The sequence below is a fragment of the Acidovorax sp. PRC11 genome (assembly GCF_031844105.1).
Lineage (GTDB): Bacteria > Pseudomonadota > Gammaproteobacteria > Burkholderiales > Burkholderiaceae_C > Paracidovorax.
This window is the reverse complement of record NZ_JAUZUQ010000024.1, coordinates 13,071-31,405: the sequence shown is the minus strand read 5'-3', so window position 1 is coordinate 31,405 and position 18,335 is coordinate 13,071. Positions and strand designations below refer to the sequence as shown.

The following is an 18,335-nucleotide window of genomic DNA, read 5'->3' as shown; positions in this document are numbered from 1 at the left end:
GGCACACCCTACAACCCAGCCCGCCGCCCGGCGGGCTTTTTCGTTTCAGGAGCGGACAATGATCGTGTCCATCAAGCCCGTGTACCTCGAGCGTGAGCAGGCTGCGGCTTTCGTCGCCCTGTCGGAATCGACCATGCTCTCCCTCGTGCGCACAGGGAATTTCCCCAAGCCGCGCCAGCTTTCGAAGCAACGCACCGGGTGGCTGGTGCGTGAGCTGGAGGAGTGGGCGGAGGATCGGCCGGTTTCGGACCTTCCACCGCCGCCGAACGCGGGACAACGCGACAGCGCCAGCCCGTGAGAAGCGACTAGCCGGTAGCGATTTCCTCAAGGCGCTGAGCCAAGCGACCCAACCACAGGCGGCGCTCGGCGTCGTACCGGTGGAGGTTGTAGACGCCGCGCACGCCAGGGGTCATGTGCCCGATGATGGCCTCCCCCACCTCGTCCGGGCAACCCAGCGAGGCGAGCAGCGTCCGACCGGTCCGCCGCAGATCGTGAGGCGACCAGTGCGTTACGGGAAGACGCTCGCGCACCACGTCGGGCTCCGTGGTGCTGTATGGCTGCCGATAGTGGACCATGGACTGCACCCCGTTCTGCGTCGCATGCCCCGTCTTGCTACGTGCGGCGAACAGGAAGCCTTTCCCACCGTTGAGATCGGCCAGCCGGCGGCGCACCACCTGCTCGGCACGGCCCACCAGCGGCACGCGGAAGTCCGTGGCACCCTCGTGCCGCGAGTTTTTGGTCTTGGCTTTGGGACACGTCCACCACAGCCCATCCGGCTCCTCGGCCACCTCCGTCGAGTGCATCGCCACAATCTCCGCGCCGCGCGCGCACGTCCACAGGTACAGCACCAGCACATCGGCGGTCATCTCGCTGAAATTCGGCAGCCAGGGGATGAGCACCGAAAGCTCTGCCGGGCTCAACACCCGCTTGGCCGTGCCCACATTCTTGCCTTCGCGCTTCTTCCCCTTGCTGCGCAGCCGGCCGCGCATCACCTGGCGCCACCAGTTCGGCACGTCCTGCCCGATGCGCCCGGCGTCCAGGGCGTAGTCCCAAGCCCCTCCCAGCTCGCGTCGCAGATTGGCGGCCGCCACGGGCGTGCCGGCCAGCCGCTCGAGCAGGCCGAAGGCATCGGCCCGGGTAACCTCGTGCGGTGACATGGCCGCAAGCGCCCCCAGGTGCTTGTCGAACAGCCGCGCTACCTCCCCCTGCCCTTTCGTCTTGCGGTGCTGCCGGATGTGGCCTGCCATGTAGTCGTCGCACAGCGCGCACACGGTGTAGCGCGCAGGCGCTGCCTTTTCTGCCTCCTTGCGCGTCGCTCGCTTCGTCGCTGCGGCGTCCTCCCCTGCGTCGCGTCGCGCGCGCAGCTTCTCCCACGCGGCAGTGGCTGCGGCCAAAGACATCACCGGCCATTGGCCGATGCTGACCTGGCGCATGCGCCCGTCCACGGGGGACTTGTAGCGGTAGGTCCAGGTGCGCCTGGAGGCGGTGGCCACCAGGCGCAGGCCCGGCGACGCCTCCACGATAATGTGCTCGCCTGGTTTCAGCAGCTTCGCTGCTCTGGCGTCGAAATGCATGCCCACCTCGCGCACGCAGGGCAGACGGCCTGGGCCACGCCACCCGGCGTAACTTCCCACCAGACCCCCGCAAAAACCTACGCTGCAGCCCCGATTGTAAATGCTCGGGTTCGAGCGTGGTTGATACAACCCAAGAGCAGCATCGCGGCACTTTCCCGAATAAATTCAACGACATGCAGGAAAAGAACGAAGCAAATCAACAGCTTGCGAGCGCCGATTTCTCCGCCCACACCCCCATGATGCAGCAGTACCTCGCCCTCAAGGCGGGCTACCCCGACACGCTGGTCTTCTACCGCATGGGCGATTTCTACGAGCTGTTCTGGGCCGATGCCGAGAAGGCGGCGCGCCTGCTGGACATCACGCTCACGCAGCGCGGCCAATCCGCGGGGCAGCCGGTGGTGATGGCCGGCGTGCCGTTCCATGCGCTGGAGAATTACCTGGGCCGCCTGATCCGCATGGGCGAATCGGTGGCGATCTGCGAGCAGGTGGGCGAAGTGGGGGCCTCCAAGGGGCCGGTGGAGCGCAAGGTGGTGCGCGTGGTCACGCCCGGCACGCTCACCGACAGCGAGCTGCTGCCTGACAAGGCCGAGGCGATGCTGCTGGCCGTGCACCAGGCGCCCCGCGCGCGCTGCGGCCTGGCCTGGCTGAGCGTCACGCAGGGCGTGGTGCATCTGGCCGAATGCACGCACGACGAGGTCGGAACCTGGATCGCGCGCATCGGCCCGAGCGAGGTGCTCTACAGCGCCGGCGTGACCGAGCGTTTCGAGCAGCAATTGCAGGCGCTGCGCCAGGGCGGCGTGCTCTCCTGCCCCCTGAGCCTGCGGCCGGACTGGCAGTTCGACGGCGCCCTGGGCGCGCGCAAGCTGCTGGAGCATCTCGGCGCGGCCAGCCTCAACGCCTGGGACGCGCAGGACCTCGCCCACGCGCACGCCGCCGGCGCCGCCCTGCTCTCGTATGCCGAACACACGCAGGGCCGCGCGCTCACGCACATCCACGCGGTGCGCGTGCAGAAGAACGACGCGCTGATCGCCCTGCCCCCCGCCACGCGCCGCAACCTGGAACTCACGCGCACGCTGCGCGGCGAGGATGCGCCCACCCTCTTCTCGCTGCTGGACACCTGCATGACCGGCATGGGCAGCCGCCTGCTCAGGACCTGGCTGCTGGAGCCGCGCCGCGACCGCGCCGAAGCCCGCGCGCGGCTGGCGGCCACCGCGGAACTGCGTGGGGACGGCGGCGATGGCGGGCACGGCGGCACCGGCAGCTGGCAGGCCCTGCGCGGCGCGCTGCGCGGCGTGAGCGACGTGGAGCGCATCACCGCGCGCATCGCACTGCGGCAGGTGCGCCCGCGCGAACTGGTGGCCCTCTGCAAGACGCTCCACAAGGCCGAACAGATCGCCGCGGAGCACCGCTGGCACGATCCGCTGCTGGCCGGCATCGCCGGCGACCTGCATGCGCCGCCGGCCTGCGGTGCGCTGCTGGCCGGCGCGATCCTGGAGGAGCCTTCGGCCCTGGTGCGCGACGGCGGCGTGATCGCCGACGGCTTCGACGCCGAGCTCGACGAACTGCGCGGCATCCAGAACCACTGCGACGATTTCCTGCTGGCGCTGGAGACGCGCGAGAAGGCCCGCACGCTGATCCCCAACCTGCGCGTGCAGTTCAACAAGGTGCACGGCTTCTACATCGAGGTAACGAGCAGCTACCTCGACCGCATTCCCGACGACTACCGCCGCCGCCAGACGCTGAAGAACGCCGAGCGCTTCATCACGCCCGAACTGAAAGCCTTCGAGGACAAGGCCCTGTCGGCGCAGGAGCGCGCGCTGGCGCGCGAGAAGTGGCTGTACGAACAGGTGCTCGACCAGTTGCAGCCGCACGTGCCGGCGCTCATCCGCGCCGCGCAGGCCATCGCCACGCTCGATGCGCTCTGCGCGCTCGCCGAGCGCTCGCTCACGCTGGACTGGTGCGCGCCGCAGTTCGCGGCCGAGCCCTGCATCGAGATCGAGGGCGGCCGCCACCCGGTGGTGGAAGCGCGCCTGGCGGAAACCTCGGCCGGCGCCTTCATCCCCAACCACACGCGCCTGAACGCCAACACGCGCATGCAGATCATCACCGGCCCGAACATGGGCGGCAAATCCACCTACATGCGGCAGGTGGCGCTGATCGTGCTGCTGGCGAGCATGGGCAGCCACGTGCCCGCCGCGCGCTGCCGGCTGGGCCCGATCGATGCGATCCACACCCGCATCGGCGCGGCGGACGACCTCGCCAACGCCCAGTCCACCTTCATGATGGAGATGACCGAGGCCGCGCAGATCCTGCATGCCGCCACGCCGCATTCGCTGGTGCTGATGGACGAGATCGGCCGCGGCACCAGCACCTTCGACGGCCTGGCGCTGGCGAGCGGCATCGCCACGCACCTGCACGACCGCACGCGCGCCTTCACGCTGTTCGCCACGCACTATTTCGAGCTGACGGAACTGGCCGCGCGCCATGCGCACGCCGTGAACGTGCACGTGGGCGCCACCGAATCCGGTTCGGACATCGTGTTCCTGCACGAGATCCAGCCCGGCCCGGCCAGCCGCAGCTACGGCATCCACGTCGCGCGGCTCGCGGGCGTGCCCGCGCCGGTGCTGAACCACGCGCGGCATGCGCTCTCGGCGCTGGAGGAGCGGGCCAACGAAGGCGAGACGCAGGTGGACCTGTTCGCCCCGCCGCCGGAATCCGAGGCGCCGGGCACGAGCCCGGTGGAGGCCGCCCTGCAGGACATCCACCCCGACGCCCTGAGCCCGCGCGAGGCGCTGGACGCGCTCTACCAGCTCAAGCGGCTGGCGCAGCCGGGCTGAGCGTCGCCGCGGCGGTCCCGCGGTCCGTCCGCCACCGGCGTGCGGCCTGGCGGGCATCGCGCCCCGCCCCCTGCGGGGAAATCTCCCCCGGGTTAAGATCCGCCCGCGCTCCGGGGTGCACACCTGTGCTGAGATCCACACCCGCGAACTTGAACCGGGTCATTCCGGCGGAAGAAGAGCCACCGTCCCGATGCGGCCGCCAGCGGCCCGGCGCGGGCGCGGGACACCTTCGGAGCCCCCTGCCACAGGTCCTGAAGGAATCCCATGCCATCGTTCGCTCCGCTGGACGCGGAAGTGCTCTCATTCATCGCGCAGGACGGCTGCACCGATGCCCGGTTCGACGAACTCGCGCTGCGGCTGTTCGCCCACCAGTACGCCGCCAACGCCCCCTACCGCGCCTTCTGCCAGGGCCGGGGCGCCACGCCGCGCAGCGTGAAGGCCTGGAGCGACATCCCGGCCGTGCCCATCGACGCCTTCAAGGCCCAGGCACTGCGCTGCGAACCCGCCGCGACCGGCGAGCGCGTCTTCATGACCAGCGGCACCACGCGCGGCGACACGCGCGGCCGGCATTTCCACCCGCGGCTCGCGGTGTACGACCGGTCGATGGAGCGGAATTTCGCAGAACGCTTCATGCGCGGGCAGCAGCGCATGCCGATGGGCATCCTGTTCCCGGACGAGGACGCGATGCCGAATTCGTCGCTCGCCCACTACCTGGCCCTCGCGAAATCCACCTTCGGTGCGCCCGGCAGCCGGCATTTCGTGGGCCCGCAGGGCACCGACTGGAGCGGGCTGTGGCAGGTGCTGGAGGCCGCCGAGCGCACCGGCACGCCGTATGCGCTGCTGGGCGCGAGCTACAGCTTCGTGCACCTGATGGATGCGCTGCGCCCGCAGGGCCGCGCCTTCCGCCTGCCGCCGGGCAGCCGCCTGCTCGATACCGGCGGCTACAAGGGCCAATCGCGCGAACTGCCGCTGGAGGCGTTCTACGCCGAGCTGTCGCAGGCCCTGGGCGTGCCGCGCGAGCACTGCGTCAACATGTACGGCATGACCGAACTCAGCACGCAGTTCTACGACGACGGCAATGCCTCGGTGCCCTCGGTCAAATCGGGGCCGCACTGGATCCGCTCGCGGCTGGTGGACCCGGTCACGGGCCGCGACGTGCCGGCCGGCGAGCGCGGCATCCTCGTGCACTGCGATCTCGCCAACGTCAACTCCGTGACCACGATCCTCACGGAAGACGTGGGGCTGTGGGCCGACGGCGGCTTCCTGCTGCTCGGCCGCGCCGAGGGCGCGCAGGCCAAGGGCTGCTCGCTGGCGGTGGATGAATTCATGCGGGCCACCGCGGCATGACGGTTCCGCGGCCGCCAGGGCTTCCGCCGATCCGGGCCGGCTACCTGCCGGGCATCGGCCCGGACGAGGTCGCCTGGGAGGTGCTGCCGTTCGTGCAGGGCGGCGCCCGCGTGGAGGTGGCCGTGCCGGTGCTTACCGCGGCGCAGATGGAAGCGCTGGCCGACCGCGTGCAGCGGGCGGCCGCCCGGCACCTGAAGACGATGACCGTGGCGCAGATCATCGAAGTGATCGACCGCGCCATCGCCCGCCTGCTCGACCGCTCCGATCCGTTCCGCCGGCAGGCCGAGGCGCTCCTGCCCGTGGTGAGCGGCTACGACGCCGAGATGGTGCGCCTGGGGCTGACGGGCTTCTTCAAGACTTTCCGCGCGCCGCAGCTGCGGCGCTTCGTGGCGGAGGATTTCGCGAACCCGCTGGTGCTCGACGGCTTCCAGCCCGCCCCGAAGGGCGGCGCGGTGCGGGCCCTCGGGCCCGGCCTGCTGGTGCACAGCTGGGCCGGCAACGTGCCGGCGCTGCCGCTCTGGAGCCTGGTGTGCGGCCTGCTGGTCAAGGCCGGCAACATCGGCAAGGTGCCGAGCGCCGAGCCACTGTTCGCGGGCTGGTTCGCGCAGTTGCTCGCCGAAGTGCATCCGCCGCTCGCCGACTGCCTGGCCGTGGTGTGGTGGCGCGGCGCGGGCGCGGAAGACGCATCCGCCCTCTATGCCCGGGCCGACACGGTGCTCGCCTACGGCGGCAACGAATCCCTGGATGCGATCCGGCGGCGCCTGCCCGTGACCACTCGCTTCCTGCCGCACGGGCACAAACTGGGTTTCGGCCTGGTGGCCGCCGCGGCGCTCGATGCGCTCGAAGGCCCCGCGCTCGCGCGCCGGGCTGCCTGGGACGTGATGCGCTATGACCAGCAGGGCTGCTATTCGCCACATGTGTTCTACGTGCAGCGCGGCGGTGCCGTCGCGCCGCGCGACTTCGCCGGACGGCTGGCGGGCGAGCTCGCCCAGCTGCAGCGGCGCTTCCCGCGCCGGGCACTCGTGGTGGAGGACGCCGCCGCCCTCGCCCACTGGCGCCAGGGCGTGGAATGGCGCTCGCTCCCCGGCGCTTCCGGCGAGGCCGCCGAACAGCTCATCGGTACGCCGGACGATGCCTGGAGCGTGGCCTTCGCCGACGGGCCGCGGGCCCTCGCGCCCACGGCGCTGCAGCGCACGGTGCAGGTGGTGGCCGTCGATGCGCTGGAGGACGCGGTCGCCGCCGTCGCCGCGCAGAAGGATTACCTGCAGACCGCCGGTGTGGCCGCCCCGCCCGAAGCGCTCTACCGCCTGGCTGCGCTGTTGGGCGACGCGGGCGTGAGCCGCGTCTGCGCCATCGGCGCGATGAGCACGCCCGAGGCCGGCTGGCACCACGACGGGCGCTTCAACCTGCTCGACCTCGTGCGCATGGTGGAGATCGAACCCTCCGCCGAAGCCGCCGCAGAGCCCTTCGCACCCTATGCCGACTGAACCGCAGGCGCAGATGCAGGTGCCGATGCACTCGCCGGTGCACGCACGGGCGGATGCCGCGCCCTCCTCCCTCCCCTTCCTGGAGATCGAGGCGGCCTCGTTCGCCTACCCGGGCCGTCCGCCGGCCGTGGACGGCGTGCGCTGGCGCGTGGGCGCGGGGGAATTGCACTGCCTCGTCGGCCGCAGCGGCTGCGGCAAGACCACGCTGCTGCAGCTCGCCGCCGGGCTGCTGCGGCCGCAGTCGGGCGCGGTGCGCCTGCAGGGCGGGCCGGTCCCGGCACCGGGGCCGTGGCTCGGCTACATGTTCCAGGCGCCCACGCTGCTCGACTGGCGCAGCGTGATCGACAACGTGCTGCTGCCGGTGTCGCTGCAGCGCAGTCCGCAGCCGCGCGACGTGGAACGCGCGGGCGCCCTGCTGGAGCAACTGGGGCTGGCCGGGCACGCGCAGCGCCATCCGCGCCAGCTCTCGGGCGGGCAGCAGAGCCGGGTCGCGCTGGCGCGCGCGCTGGTGCTGGAGCCCGCACTGCTGCTGCTCGACGAACCCTTCGCCGCGCTGGACGCGATCACCCGCGCGGACCTGCAGGACGACCTGCTGCGCACCTGCCGCCGGCACGGCACCACCGTGCTCTTCGTCACGCACGACATCACCGAGGCCGTTTACCTGGGCGACCGCATCGCCGTGCTGCACGCCGGGCGCGTGGTGGCCGACATCGGGGTCGATCTGCCCGCGCCGCGCACCCAGGCGATGCGCCACGAGGCGCCGTTCAACCACCTGTGCGCACGCGTGCGGGCCGCCATGGACGGCGTGGACGGCACGGGAGCCGCCGCATGAAGGCCGCCTCCTCCCCTACGGCCGCCGCCCCCTGGCGGCACCGCGCCCTGGGCGCCGCACTTCTGCTGGCGCTGCTGGCCGCCTGGGAATGGACGGCGCGGCACGCGGGCCTCTCCGCCCTGGTGCTGCCCGCGCCCTCGGCCGTGGCGGCAGCGCTGTGGACGGGGCTGCGCTCCGGCTACTTCCTGCCCCACCTGGGCGCCACCCTGCAGGCGCTCGGCCTGGGCCTGGCCGGCGGCGGCGCGGCGGGCCTGCTGACTGGCGCCGCGCTGGCCGAATCGCCGCTGCTGGAGCGCGTGCTGCGGCCCTACGTGGTGGTAAGCCAGGTGGTGCCCAAGCTGGCGCTCGCGCCGCTCTTCGTGCTGTGGTTCGGCTTCGGCATCGCCTCCACGGCGCTCATCACCGGGCTGATCTGCTTCTTCCCACTGATGGAGAACACGCTCACCGGGCTGCGGCAGGCCGATCCGCAGCGGCTGCAGCTCTTCCGGATGCTGGGCGCCACGCGCTGGCAGACCCTGCTGCGGCTGAAGCTGCCGATCGCGCTGCCGGCCATCCTCGCGGGGCTGCGCATGGCCGTGGTGCTGGCGCTGGTCGGCGCCGTGGTGGGCGAGTTCATCGGCGCGAGCCGCGGCCTGGGCGCGGTGATCATCGCCTCGCAGGGAATGATGGACACCACCCTGATGTTCGCCGCGCTGGCGCTCATCGCCGCGATCGGGCTGCTGCTCTACCAGGCCACTTTGCTGTTCGAGCGGTGGCTGCTGCGCGCCCATGCGGGCACCGACTGACCTTCCTTCTCCGACCCCAGGAACAACGCACATGTCCACCTCCCGCCACCTCTCCCGCCGCGCCCTGCTCGCCGCTTCCGCCGGCCTCGCCGCCGCGCCGTGGGCCGGCATGGCGCTGGCCCAGCCCTCCACGCAGCCGCCGGTGCGCGGCAAGGTCACCGTGGCCGGCTGGAGCAAGCCGATCAGCGAGATCACCAACCTGCTGGCCGAGCCCGACAAGGGCTTCTTCCGCGCCCAGGGGCTGGAGCTCGCCTACCTGCCCGGTGCCGGCGGCGGCGACGCGCTGCGCAACACGCTCAGCGGCCAGGCCGACGTGGCCTTCACCGATCCGGGCTCATTCTTCATGGCGCTGGACAAGGGCGAGCGCCTCACCGCCATCTACGACATCTACCCGCAGAACGTGTTCAACGTGGTGTCGCTGCAGTCCTCCGGCATCCGCACGCCGGCCGACCTGAAGGGCAAGCGCATCGGCGTCTACAGCCTCTCCAGCGGCACGCGGCAGAACCTGCTGGTGCTGCTGCACCAGGCCGGGCTGAAGGAATCGGACGTGACCATCGTGGTCACCGGCCTGCTCAATTTCGCGCCGCTGCTGCAGGGGCAGGTGGATGCCACGGCCGCCACCGACACGGGTCTCGCCGTCGGCCGGCGCCGCGGCATCGGTGCGGTGAACGTCATGCAGGTGCGCGATTACCTCAACGTCTCCAGCGACCTGTACGTGGTCCGCCAGGAGGTGCTGCCGCAGAAGAAGGCGCTGCTGCAGGCCTTCCTGAAAGCCTACCGCGACAGCGCGGCCTGGATGATCGCCCAACCCGACGAGGCCGCGGCCCTCGCCGTAAAGCACGCGATCGACGGCACGCAGCCGGACGTGAACCTGGAGGTGATCCGCCTGCGCAACGCCGCCGCGCAGCCCTCGCTGCCGGGCCAGCCGCTGGGCGCGTTCAACCTCGAATCGCTGCAGCAGGCCGCCGATGCCTACCGCGCACTCGGCCTGGTGCAGCGCCCCATCCGCGTGGCCGACGTGGTCGACACCCGCCTGCTGCCGTCCGCCTGAGCGGAACGGCACGCAACGAAGCGAAGAACGAAGGATGACCATGCAGTTCAAGGGCCAGGTCGTGCTGGTGACGGGCGCGGGCCGGGGCATCGGCGCCGCGATCGCGCGGGCGTTCGCGCAGCAGGGCGCCACCGTGGCCGTCAACCACCTGTCGAACGACGCGGCGGCGGCCGAGACGGTCGCGGCCTGCCGGGCCGCGGGCGGCGACGCCTGGGCCGCGCGCGCCGACGTGGGCGATGCCGCGGCCGCGCAGGCGATGGTGGATGGCGTGCTGCGCGAGGCCGGCCGCATCGACGTGGTCGTGAACAACGCCTTTCGCCCCTACGCGTTCGACCCGCGCCGCCGCGCGCTGTTCGACCACCTGCAGTGGAGCGACTACCAGGCGCAGTTCGACGGCGCGGCCGGCAGCGCTTTCCACGTCTGCCGCGCGGTGCTGCCGCACCTGCGCCAGCGCGCGCGCGGCAGCATCGTGAACATCGCCACCAATCTGGTGGAGCACCCCGTCGTGCCCTACCACGACTACACCACCGCCAAGGCGGCGCTCATCGCCTTCAGCCGCAACCTCGCGGCCGAAGTCGGGCCGCAGGGCATCCGCGTGAACTGCGTGGCGCCCGGGCTCGTCTACCCCACGCAGGCCAGCCAGGCCACCCCCGAGGCGCTGCGCGAATCGATCACCGCCGCCACGCCGCTGCGGCGCATCGCCCGGCCCGAGGACGTGGCCGGCCCGGTGCTGTTCCTCGCCTCGGAATGGAGCGGCTTCATGACCGGGCAGGTGCTGTACGTGGACGGCGGGCTGGTGATGCGCTGAGCGCAGGGCGACGGGCCGGAGCGTGGGCAGGCGGCCCACCCGCTCCCGCGCGGGGACCAGGGCGCGGGCCGGGGCCGGTTATGGATGGTCCGGAAGACACTTGAAGGCGCCCGCCTACAGCGGAACGCGACCATGGGCAGCGCGCGCCGGCCAGCGCGTGGCGATAGTGGCCCCATGTCGGAAAAGCTGGTTTTCTTCCTGCAGCGGCTGGTGCGCAAGACCTGGCTGCGCTGCGCCCTCTTCGCCCTGCTGGCCTGCGCGGCCGTCATGCTCGCCACCTGGGCAGGCCCCTATATCCCGGACGGCACCGCGATCAACCTCGGCTCCGAAGCGCTGGACAGCCTGCTCAACATCCTGGCCTCCAGCATGCTCACGGTGTCGATCTTCTCGGCCAGCACCATGGTGTCCGCGTTCTCGGCCGTGGCCAACAGCGCCACGCCGCGCGCCTCGCAATTGCTCATCGAAGACTCCACCGTGCAGAACACGCTCGCGGTCTTCATCGGCGCCTTCATCTACGGCGTGATCTCCCTGGTCGGCCTGCATGCCCACGTGTACGGCGACGGCGGCCGGCTGGTGCTCTTCGGCTTCACGCTGCTCATCCTGCTCGGCGTGGTCGTGGTGCTGCTGCGCTGGATCGACTACCTCTCGGTGCTGGGCCGGCTCGGCGAGACCATCCGCCGGCTGGAGGAGGCCACCTGCAAGGCCATCGACCAGCGCATCGACAAACCCTACCTGGGCGGACGCCGCCAGCAATCCGGCGAACGCGGAAGCCATGAGGTGCGCAGCGACGCCACCGGCTTCGTACAGCACGTCGCCATGGACCAATTGCAGGCCCGTGCCCAGGCACTGGACGGCCAGATCCACCTGCACGTGCTGCCCGGCGCCTTCGTCGCCCCCGGCGCGGTGCTGGCCAGCAGCGACCGCCCCCTGGACGACGCGGCCCGCGACGCCATCCGCCAGGCCGTGCTCATCGGCAACGGCCGCACCTTCGACCACGACCCGCGCTACGGCTTCGTCGTCATGGGAGAAATCGCCGCGCGCGCCATGTCGGCGTCCATCAACGACCCGGGCACCGCGCTGGAGGTGATCGGCGCGGGCGTGCGCACGCTGGCGCACTGGGCGGCACGGCAGCAGGAGGCGGCCTCACCGTCCGCGTCCGCCTCCGCCTCCGCAGCTTCCGCCCCCTCGTCCCCGCCGCCGCCCTGCGACCGGGTGACGGCTCCAGCCCTGCGGGAGGCCGGCATGGTGGAAGACGTGTTCGAGCCCCTGGCCCGCTATGCGGCCGGTGCCGTAGAAGTCGGCATCGCGCTGCAGCGCGCACTGCGGTCGGTGGGCACGCTGCACCCTGCGCTGCGCGAGCCGAGCGAGAGGCTGTCTGCATATGCGCTGGAGCGGGCGGAAAAGGCGGACCTGTGCGGGACGGATGTGGAGGCGCTGCGCGGGGCGGCACGCGAGGCAACCGGCGGCACGCGGTTTTCAGCCAGCCCTGGCATGTCCGACACCTCCGCTCTCTGACGTCGCCGGCCCTCCGCATCCGGCGCCGGGTTCCCGACCGCGCCATGGGCCGTGTCCGCAAAGCGCCTGCAGCCCCGCCCCCACCCCACTACACTCCCCCCTTCGCCTTCCTTTCCCCGATCATCCCCAATGACGTATTGCGTCGCCATCAAGCTCAATGCCGGACTGGTCTTCCTGTCCGATTCCCGCACGAACGCCGGCCTCGACCAGATCAGCTCCTTCCGCAAGATGATGATCTACGAGCGGCCGGGCGACCGGTTCATGGTGCTGCTGTCGGCCGGCAACCTGAGCATTTCGCAGTCGGTGCGCGAGATCCTGCAGACCGAGCAGCTCTTCGACCGCGACGCCACCGAGCCGATCACGATCTGGAACGCCAAGAGCATGTTCGACGCGGCGCGGGTGCTGGGCTCGGCCGTGCGGCACGTGCACGAGCGCGACGGCGCGGCGCTCAAGCGCTCGGGCGTGGATTTCAACGTGTCGCTGGTGTTCGGCGGCCAGATCCAGGGCGAGGGGATGCGTCTCTTCCAGGTGTACTCGGCCGGCAATTTCATCGAAGCGACGACCGAGACGCCCTACTTCCAGGTGGGCGAGTCCAAGTACGGCAAGCCGGTGCTGGACCGCGTGCTCACGCCCGACACGCCGCTGGACGAGGCCGCCAAGTGCGCGCTGGTGTCGATGGACAGCACGCTGAAGTCGAACCTCTCGGTCGGCCTGCCGCTGGACCTGGTGGTGTACGAGGCCGGGCGCCTCGCCACCGACAAGATCGTCTGCATCGACGAGGAGAACCCGTATTTCCGGGCACTGCGCAGCAGCTGGGGCGAGCGGCTGCGCCAGGTGTTCGACAGCATCGAAGACCCGGCCTGGGACGGCGGCGCGACCGAGGTGCCGATCCTGGCGGAGCCGGCGCGCAGCCGTCCGCTGCGCAAGATCGTCACCCCGGACGACCGGCTCATCTGACCCCCGGGCGCCACGGCCCGGTCCTTCACCCGACCTTCCCCACCGTCCTGCCGGACACTCCTCGATGCGTCCCCTGCCGCTGGTCTTCTCCCACGCCAACAGTTTTCCGGCCGGCACCTACCGCGTGCTCTTCGGCCATCTGCGCGAGCGCGGCTTCGAGGTGAACGCGGTGGACCGCTTCGGCCACGACGAGCGCTACCCGGTCACGAGCAACTGGCCGTCCCTGGTGCAGCAGCTCGCCGACTATGCGCGCGAGCAGGCCGAGCGCGCGGGCGGGCCGGTGTTCCTGGTGGGGCATTCGCTGGGCGGGTTCCTGAGCGTGATGGCCGCGGCGCGGCATCCGGAGCTGGCCCGCGGCGTGGTGATGGTGGATTCGCCGCTCATCGGCGGCTGGCGCGCGGGCGCGCTCGGCATGGCCAAGCGCACGCAGGTCGTGGGCGCGGTGTCGCCGGGCAAGATCAGCCGCGCGCGCCGGCACCGCTGGGAGAGTGCCGAAGAAGCGCTGGAGCACTTCCGGCGCAAGAAGGCGTTCGCGCAATGGGACGAGGCGGTGCTGCGCGACTACGTGGCCGAAGGGCTGCGTCCGCATGCGGAGGGCGGGCTGGCGCTGCATTTCGAGCGCGAGGTGGAGACCGCCATCTACAACACCCTCCCGCACAACCTGGGCCGGCTGCTCGCCACCCATCCGCTGCGCTGCCCGGCCGCGTTCATCGGGGGCCTGGCGTCCCAGGAACTGCGCCAGGTCGGCATGGACCTCACGCGCCGCGTCACGCAGGGCCGCATCACCATGCTGGACGGCAGCCACCTCTTCCCCATGGAGCAGCCGCGCGCGACGGCGGCGGCGATCGAAGCCGCGGTGCTGAACCTGGCCGGCGCCACGGCCTGAAGCGCACGCGTCCGTCCTCCCCGGAGGATGGTGCGCCGCTGTCGGTCCGATCCGCTGCCCGGCTTCCTGCGCTGCACGCCCGGGGGTGGCGCCAGGGTCTACCCCAGCTTCCGCGGCATGGAACGCCCGCAGGACCCTTCGCTGCGCGCTTTTCACAGCCATCCCCTACACTGCCCCGTCGGCGAGTTACATGTAGACACATACATGGCGGCGCGGGCCCTCTGCAGCCGGGCTCCTGCCCGCCCGCCAAGACCGAGAGCTGTCCATCAAGCCCAACCACCGAGGGGAAAAAACACCATGGCCCAACGCAAGAGTCCTGCCCGCCGCGCCAAGGACGGGCGCATCGCCTGCCTGCTGCAACGGGCCGCCGCGAACACGCCGACCGATTCCCCCTGGCCCTGGGAGGCGCTGGCCGCGCTCGAGAAGGCCATGGCCGGCCATGTCGTGCTGCCCACCGATGCCGACTATGCGAAAGACCGCCAGGAATCCAATCCGGCCTTCCAGGCCTTCCCGCTGCTGATCGCCTATTGCGAGAGCGAGAACGACGCGAAGCTGTGCGTGCAGTTCGCGCAGACCTGGAAGCTCTGGGTGGCCGTGCGCTGCGGCGGCCACAGCACGGCGGGCTATTCGGTCAACACCGGCGGCATGGTGATCGACCTCAAGGGCCTGAGCGGCGTGACCCTCGACACCCGGGCGCAGCGCGTGCATGTGCTGCCGGGCACGGACTTCGACCACTTCAACAGCGCCATGGGCGCCACCGGCTGGCATGTGCCGACGGGTGCCTGCGGCAACGTCTGCGTGGGCGGCTTCGTGCAGGGCGGCGGCTACGGCTACACCTCGCGCCGGTTCGGCATCCAGAGCGACATGGTCGAATCGATGCGCGTGCTCCTGGCCGACGGCGAGACCATCGTGACGGCCAGTGCCGCCGAGCATGCGGACCTCTACTGGGCCCTGCGCGGCGGCACGGGCGGCAACTTCGGCGTGCTGCTGCAGGTGACCTACCGCATGGAGCCGCTGCCGAGCGTGTGGGCCTGGTCGATCGGCTGGGACGCGGCCGACGCGGCCGACGTGCTGGTGCTGCTGCAGAAGGACTTCATGCGCACCGGCGCGCCCGATGCGCTGGGCTACATGATGAACCTGGGCTTCCGCGACGGGAAACCGGTGTTCATGATCCAGGGCATGTACTGCGGCACGGCCGACGCCGGCCGGGCCGCCATCGCCCCCCTGCTCGCGGTGCCGAGCGCGCGGCTGCTGGTGGACAAGTCGGGCACGTACCCGGAGATGAACCACTGGCTGGAGGACCACCCCTACGAGCTTCCCCAGGATCTGCCCGATCACGTGTGCGAGAGCAAGTCCAGCGGCTACATCGGCCGCACGCTCACCAAAGCGCAGTGGCAGGCGGCGATCGACTACTTCGTGACCTCGCCCAACACCTATTCGATGTTCTACCTGGAGCCGTACGGCGGCGCGATCCAGCGCTACCCGGCCACGGACAGCGCATTCGTCCACCGGAACGTGGACGCGGACCTCGTCGCGGACGTGTTCTGGACGGATGCCGCCGAACGCGAACGCATGGAGGCATGGCTCGCGGGCTTCATGGACCTGATGCGTCCCTTCCTGACCGGCGCGGTGTACCAGAACTATCCGGACGGCTCGCTCGTGGACTATCCGCAGGCCTACTGGGGCACCGGCACCTACGCGCGCCTGCAGCAGGTCAAGCAGGCGTACGACCCGGGCAACTTCTTCCGTTTCGCGCAGAGCGTGAAGCTGCCCTGACCCGGTGGGCCCGCGCCGTGCGCCTTGCACGGGCGCGGCGCACTGCAGCCCAACGCACCGCACACTGGCGCCCGGCGGCGCCTCAGGCCTGTCCGGCGTAACGCACGCAGCCGCGGCCGGTGCGCTTGGCGGCGTACATGGCCTGGTCGGCCTGGGTCATGAGGAGTTCGATGTCGCCCTCCAGCGGCGGGTGCATGGCCACGCCGATGCTCGCGCCCACCTGCAGCGCCAGGCCGTCGACCTCCATGGGTTCGGCCAGCGCCGAGACGATGCGCGCGCCGATCTGGCCCACCAGGTCCGCTTCCACGTCGGTGTCGAGCATCACGAGGAATTCGTCGCCACCCAGGCGCGCCACTGTATCGCTGCCGCGCACCGTATGGGCCAGCCGGTGCGCGACGCAGCGCAGCACTTCGTCGCCCACCTTGTGGCCATGCCCATCGTTGACCTTCTTGAAGCCGTCCAGGTCGATGAACAGCAGCGCCACGGCGCCCCCGCGCGAGCGCACCCGCGAGAGGGAGTGCTCGAAGCGGCTGTGGAAGGCCGAGCGGTTCTGCAGGCCGGTGAGCGAATCGTGGTTGGCCAGGTAGTGCTGCTGGCGCGCGATCTCGATCTTGGAGGAGATGTCCTGCACGAGCGACATGATCGACGTCACGCGGCCGCCGGCGTCGGTCAGCGCGGAATTGAACCACTCGCAGTGCACCTCCGAGCCGTCGGCCCGGCGCACGCAGGACTCCACCCGGTTGCGCGTGGTGCGGCCCGAACGCAGGTCCGAGAACGCCTGCGAGAGATGCTGCTCCATCGCGGCCGTGCCCGGCAGCTCGTGCAGGCGGCGGCACTCGACCTGCACCAGATCCTGCCAGCCCATGAGTTCGATCGCGCGGCGCGAGCAGCGCAGCACGCGCAGCTGGTCGTCCATCTCCAGCACGGCCAGCGGGCTGTTGTCCATGTGGGAAGCGAGGCGCTGGTTGGCCGCGCTCAGGGCGTTCATGGCGACCTGGAGCTCGTCCACATCGAGCGCCGCGGTGACGAAGCCGGCGATGCCGCCGCGCGCATCGCGCCAGGGCGAAACGCAGATGGTGCGCCAGGATTCGCGCCCCTCCGGGTCGAGCACCAGCCGCTGGTAGCTCACCCGCTCGCCGGCCAGCACCCGCCGCACATAGGGCATGAAGCGCGAATAGTTGTATTCGCCATAGAGTTCGATCAGGGTCTTGCCGACGATGTCCTCGGGCGCGGCGCGGAACCAGCGCGCGTACTCGTCGTTCACGTAGACGACGCGCAGGGCGCGGCTGACCACGGCCACCGTCGCGCCCACATTGCGCGTGAGCACCTGCAGCACCTCGGAATCCGGCAGGCCGGGGAACGGCCCGGCGGCGGAAAGCGTGCCCTCCAACGGCAATTCGATCGGCGTCATGGCCACGGGTTTCCTCGTACGCGTGGCCGGCCGGCTCCCGCATGCGGGGGCACCGGCAGGCCCGGCAACAGCCTGCTCCATCCCCCTCGCGGCGGTGACGCACGGTCCGGGGTCTTCAACTCAAATGTGGCGGCAGCTTATCACTTTCATCTTTTTCATAGCAGTGCGTGCTATGGAATGATATGAGCCGTCCCACCTGGCGGGATCGCGTACCTTGCCGGTTGACGCAGGCCGCTCAGTCCGCCCAGGTCACGAAGCCCCCCCAGGCGGTAATCAGCACCACGATGCCGAAGGCGATGCGGTAGTAGGCGAACGGAACGAAACTGTGGGTGCTGATGTAGCGCAGCAGCCAGCGCACGCAGAGCCAGGCGCTCACGAACGAGAACAGCAGCCCCACCCCGAAGAGCGGCAGGTCGGCCATCGAGAGCAGGTGCCGCTCCTTGTAGAGGCTGTACACGCCCGCGCCGATCAGCGTCGGGATCGCGAGGAAGAACGAGAAATCGGTGGCGGCCTTGCGCGAGAGGCCCAGCAGCATGCCGCCGATGATGGTGGAGCCGCTGCGGCTGGTGCCGGGCACCATGGCGAGGCACTGCACCAGGCCGACCTTGAGCGCGTCGAGCGGGGTCATGTCGTCCACGGAGTGCACGCGCACCGCGCCGGGCGCGCGCCGTTCGGCCCAGAGGATGACGAATCCGCCGAGGATGAACGTGGTGGCGACCACCGTGGGCGTGAACAGGTGCGCCTTGATCGCCTTGCCGAAAATCAGCGCCAGCACCACGGCCGGCAGGAAGCCGATGAGGACGTTGAGCGCGAAGCGCTGCGCCTGCGGCTGCGTGGGCAGCGCCACCAGCGTCTCGCGGATCTTCTGCCAGTACACCAGGATCACCGCGAAGATGGCGCCGGTCTGGATCGCGATGTCGAAGACCTTGGCCTTCTCGTCGTCGAAGCCGAGGAGCGCGCCGGCCAGGATCAGGTGGCCGGTGGAGGAGATGGGGAGGAACTCGGTCAGGCCCTCGACCACGCCCATGATGGCGGCCTTGGCCAGCAGGATGGAATCCACGGAAATCCT

Annotated in this window: 15 protein-coding genes and 1 riboswitch; of the genes, 12 read left to right on the top strand and 3 right to left on the bottom strand. The window is 70.7% G+C overall.

Translation table 11 applies throughout. The annotated features are described in order from the left end of the window. The first annotated feature begins 58 nt into the window (after positions 1 to 58). Positions 59 to 298, top strand: a complete 240-nt coding sequence (locus tag Q9R47_RS20765; RefSeq protein WP_311235013.1) for an AlpA family phage regulatory protein — start codon at positions 59 to 61, stop codon at positions 296 to 298. A gap of 7 nt (positions 299 to 305) precedes the next feature. Here Q9R47_RS20765 and Q9R47_RS20760 read toward each other — a convergent pair whose 3' ends face one another. After that, positions 306 to 1,574 (bottom strand): integrase family protein, encoded by a 1,269-nt coding sequence (locus Q9R47_RS20760; protein ID WP_311235012.1) that lies wholly within the window; start codon positions 1,572 to 1,574, stop codon positions 306 to 308. A gap of 173 nt (positions 1,575 to 1,747) precedes the next feature. Between Q9R47_RS20760 and mutS the strand changes: the two genes are divergently transcribed. The 11 genes from mutS (at position 1,748) to Q9R47_RS20705 (ending at position 15,855) form a co-directional block, all read left to right on the top strand. Next, entirely contained in the window at positions 1,748 to 4,411 is a 2,664-nt protein-coding gene (mutS, locus tag Q9R47_RS20755; protein ID WP_311235011.1) for a DNA mismatch repair protein MutS, read from the top strand. Between the two features lie 101 nt (positions 4,412 to 4,512). Continuing rightward, positions 4,513 to 4,604: riboswitch (TPP riboswitch) on the top strand. A 71-nt stretch (positions 4,605 to 4,675) separates the two neighbouring features. Next, positions 4,676 to 5,758: a long-chain fatty acid--CoA ligase gene (locus tag Q9R47_RS20750; RefSeq protein WP_311235010.1), complete on the top strand. Its 1,083-nt coding sequence runs from the start codon at positions 4,676 to 4,678 to the stop codon at positions 5,756 to 5,758. Beyond that, positions 5,755 to 7,245 carry an acyl-CoA reductase gene (locus tag Q9R47_RS20745; protein ID WP_311235009.1) on the top strand — a complete coding sequence of 497 codons (1,491 nt, stop codon included), beginning with the start codon at positions 5,755 to 5,757 and terminating at the stop codon, positions 7,243 to 7,245. Before Q9R47_RS20750 ends, Q9R47_RS20745 begins: the two co-directional genes overlap by 4 nt. Before the next feature lie 25 nt (positions 7,246 to 7,270). Beyond that, entirely contained in the window at positions 7,271 to 8,077 is an 807-nt protein-coding gene (locus tag Q9R47_RS20740) for an ATP-binding cassette domain-containing protein (RefSeq protein WP_311235062.1), read from the top strand. Further along, positions 8,074 to 8,862 (top strand): ABC transporter permease, encoded by a 789-nt coding sequence (locus tag Q9R47_RS20735; protein ID WP_311235008.1) that lies wholly within the window; start codon positions 8,074 to 8,076, stop codon positions 8,860 to 8,862. Before Q9R47_RS20740 ends, Q9R47_RS20735 begins: the two co-directional genes overlap by 4 nt. Positions 8,863 to 8,893: 31 nt before the next feature. Then, complete coding sequence (locus tag Q9R47_RS20730) at positions 8,894 to 9,913, top strand: ABC transporter substrate-binding protein (protein ID WP_311235007.1); 1,020 nt, start codon at positions 8,894 to 8,896, stop codon at positions 9,911 to 9,913. Between the two features lie 40 nt (positions 9,914 to 9,953). Further along, complete coding sequence (locus Q9R47_RS20725; RefSeq protein ID WP_311235061.1) at positions 9,954 to 10,721, top strand: SDR family oxidoreductase; 768 nt, start codon at positions 9,954 to 9,956, stop codon at positions 10,719 to 10,721. A 174-nt stretch (positions 10,722 to 10,895) separates the two neighbouring features. Continuing rightward, entirely contained in the window at positions 10,896 to 12,236 is a 1,341-nt protein-coding gene (locus Q9R47_RS20720; protein WP_311235006.1) for a DUF2254 domain-containing protein, read from the top strand. Positions 12,237 to 12,365: 129 nt separating this feature from the next. Continuing rightward, positions 12,366 to 13,193, top strand: coding sequence for a proteasome-type protease (locus Q9R47_RS20715; RefSeq protein ID WP_311235005.1), 828 nt, complete (start codon positions 12,366 to 12,368; stop codon positions 13,191 to 13,193). Positions 13,194 to 13,257: 64 nt separating this feature from the next. Further along, the gene (locus tag Q9R47_RS20710) at positions 13,258 to 14,079 is read left to right on the top strand and encodes an alpha/beta hydrolase (protein ID WP_311235004.1); all 822 of its coding nucleotides are present in this window, start codon (positions 13,258 to 13,260) and stop codon (positions 14,077 to 14,079) included. Positions 14,080 to 14,376: 297 nt separating this feature from the next. Next, positions 14,377 to 15,855 (top strand): FAD-binding oxidoreductase, encoded by a 1,479-nt coding sequence (locus Q9R47_RS20705; protein WP_311235003.1) that lies wholly within the window; start codon positions 14,377 to 14,379, stop codon positions 15,853 to 15,855. A gap of 82 nt (positions 15,856 to 15,937) precedes the next feature. Here the strand turns inward: Q9R47_RS20705 and Q9R47_RS20700 are convergent, their stop codons facing one another. Continuing rightward, on the bottom strand, positions 15,938 to 17,266 hold the full coding sequence (locus tag Q9R47_RS20700) for a diguanylate cyclase domain-containing protein (protein ID WP_311235002.1): 1,329 nt from the start codon (positions 17,264 to 17,266) through the stop codon (positions 15,938 to 15,940). A 235-nt stretch (positions 17,267 to 17,501) separates the two neighbouring features. Next, positions 17,502 to 18,326 carry an undecaprenyl-diphosphate phosphatase gene (locus Q9R47_RS20695; protein WP_311235001.1) on the bottom strand — a complete coding sequence of 275 codons (825 nt, stop codon included), beginning with the start codon at positions 18,324 to 18,326 and terminating at the stop codon, positions 17,502 to 17,504. Positions 18,327 to 18,335: the final 9 nt, after the last annotated feature.